This is a genomic window from Streptococcus oralis (assembly GCF_001578935.1).
Taxonomy (GTDB): Bacteria; Bacillota; Bacilli; order Lactobacillales; family Streptococcaceae; genus Streptococcus; species Streptococcus oralis_R.
The window spans coordinates 185016-187373 of sequence record NZ_KQ969521.1 but is presented as its reverse complement, the minus strand read 5'-3'; the positions used below and the strand labels follow the sequence as shown (position 1 = coordinate 187373).

Genomic DNA, 2358 nt, shown 5'->3' with positions numbered 1-2358 from the left:
AGTTCCCTGTAATATTCCCTCCAAAAATCACTAATCTCCTGCTCCCCATCACCAAATTTCATGGGAATAGTTTCAAAAATCGGTAGGATTTCAGCGATATACTGGGAGCAATAAAAGCCATTCCCATCCGGATAAAAAGAGGCATTATAGGGTGCACCTAAATGTTTGCTAGCTCTCTCCTTCACCAAGTCAGCTTCCAGCTCTGGATAGACATAAAGATCGTAGAGATGAGTTGGGTCAAAAAATTCAGCTGGTTCTTGACAAATGACCCCTGCTTGCCCACTAGCATGGTAGATGAAACCGTCCAAAAAGATGGCTACATGACTATAGTTCCCAGTAGAAACCTGGATGGCCTGCCCCATATCTGAAAGGTCCTTCACAAAAATCAAATCACCATTTTCTAACATCTTTCTCTCCTAGAAAAAAAGGAGCCGAAACCCCTTTAGCTATAAGGAAAACATCGTTTTCTCGTGTCAATCTCTAGTCAAATGATTACCATTAAAATAATTCATTAACTATATTATAAGAATCACTCTAGCTGAAAGTAATAAAGTAGAAGCAAACTTCCAAAAGACAGAGCTAAGTAGAGGATTCCTATTTGCAATCCATACAAATACCAAAAACTACCACTAACTAAAATAAAAATCGATATCTCAGCAACGAGGCGTTGCCATTTTTTAAAAGCATATGGAGATTTTGGTGCCATATATCGCGCCCAAAATAGGATTAATAGAACTGCTAGAAGAAAAAATAGGAATTTTTCCAGCCAAGAAATTTGTATTACAGACACGGAGAAAAGACCAAGGATTGCCACAACCTCAACCAAAAAGCGCAGTCCTCCAATCAATCGCATCATGCTATCACCTTCTATAAATAGTCAAATTAACAGTTCCAAATATTCCTTAAGAATTACCCATTAAAGCTTTCAGTCAACTGAGGCACCACTTGTTTCTTACGTGAAACAGCACCTGGAAGGAAAGCGTGGTTGTTTTCAAGTTTGAAGTTGAAAGCTGCTTCCACCTTGTCCATGTTTGATCCAAGAGCCAAAATTTCAGAGTTTGAGTTGACGATGTCTGTAATCATCAAGACAAAGTCAGAGTAGCCGTTTGCTGCATTAGCTGCTTGCATTGCTGCTTCGATTTCAGCTTGGCGTTCCAAGACTTCAGCAATATCAACTGTGTTCACTTGGGCAACACGAACCTTATTTCCGTTGAGTTCAAAAGTCTTAGCATCGATATCAATCAATTCTTCAGCAGATTTACTAGCCAAGTTTGTACCAGCTTTCAGCATAGCAAGACCGTACTCTTCCAAGTTCACCCCTGCTAATTCTGCCAATTCAGGAGCAATAACTTTGTCAGATGGGTGAGTTGTTGGAGATTTCAAAAGAAGAGTATCTGAAATCAAACCTGAAAGCATCAAACCTGCGATTTCTTTAGGAACTGCTACACCATGTTCTTTGAACATGCGGTAAACGATAGAAGACGCTGATCCAACTGGCTCCAAACGCATGTAGAGTGGACTTGCAGTTTCAAAGTTAGCCACACGGTGGTGATCCACTACTCCGTATACTTCTACTTCAGCGATATCTGACACTGATTGTTGGAATTCATTGTGGTCAGTCAAGATGACTTGTTCTGCACCTTCTGCTTTAGCAGATGTAATGACGCGTGGTGCTTCTACACCAAAATAGTTCAAAACGAAGGCTGTTTCTTCATTAGGAGTTCCAAGAGCCACCGCTTCTGTATCCAATCCATAAGCTTCTTTTGCCAGATAGGCAAAGGCTACAGATGACCCGATGGCATCTGAGTCAGGGTTTTGGTGACCAAACACTAGAATCTTAGACATGATAATACCTCTTTAAATTTATTCATCTTATTGTAGCACTTTTTTCCTCTTTTGACAAAAGTAAGAGGAGTCAAAAGACTCCTCGTTAGACATCAATATGGTTGACTAGATTTTTCTCTTGATTTTCAGATAAAAATATTTCCTTCTGCGGTCTCTTCTTACGCTTGAGCAGGGCTTCTGCCGACATGGCTTCTTCCTTACTGGCAAACCCCTCTACATAGATAAGTTTGACTGGCAAGCGAGCTCGGGTATACTTGGCTCCCTTACCACTATTATGAACGGCAAGGCGCCTCTTCACATCCGTTGTATAGCCCGTATAATAAGAACCGTCGCGACACTCCACCACATACATATAGGCCTTATGATCCATAGTAAATCTCTTGAATTTCTGGTGTATAGGAACCATCATCATTATGAACAATGAGTGGTGGTAAGACCTTGAAGCCACTGGTCGATCCATCCTTGATAGCTTCGATTAAGAGCATATTGGCCTCCTTCTCACGTTTCGGATAG

The 2358-nt window shown here is 40.9% G+C and carries 4 protein-coding genes and 1 pseudogene; all 5 read right to left on the bottom strand.

What is annotated here, in order from left to right; genetic code table 11:
- Nucleotides 1-407 (bottom strand): YiiX/YebB-like N1pC/P60 family cysteine hydrolase (locus SORDD15_RS00990; RefSeq protein ID WP_231097605.1); only part of this gene is annotated, 407 nt, incomplete at its 3' end.
- Between the two features lie 122 nt (nucleotides 408-529).
- Nucleotides 530-856 (bottom strand): DUF2568 domain-containing protein, encoded by a 327-nt coding sequence (locus SORDD15_RS00985; protein WP_061413583.1) that lies wholly within the window; start codon nucleotides 854-856, stop codon nucleotides 530-532.
- A gap of 53 nt (nucleotides 857-909) precedes the next feature.
- Nucleotides 910-1845: a manganese-dependent inorganic pyrophosphatase gene (locus SORDD15_RS00980; protein WP_000036036.1), complete on the bottom strand. Its 936-nt coding sequence runs from the start codon at nucleotides 1843-1845 to the stop codon at nucleotides 910-912.
- Nucleotides 1846-1930: 85 nt separating this feature from the next.
- Nucleotides 1931-2215 carry a GIY-YIG nuclease family protein gene (locus SORDD15_RS00975; protein ID WP_061413581.1) on the bottom strand — a complete coding sequence of 95 codons (285 nt, stop codon included), beginning with the start codon at nucleotides 2213-2215 and terminating at the stop codon, nucleotides 1931-1933.
- Nucleotides 2205-2358: pseudogene (locus SORDD15_RS09860) on the bottom strand (SAM-dependent methyltransferase); the annotation flags it as partial. The gene SORDD15_RS00975 and the pseudogene SORDD15_RS09860, both read right to left, overlap by 11 nt.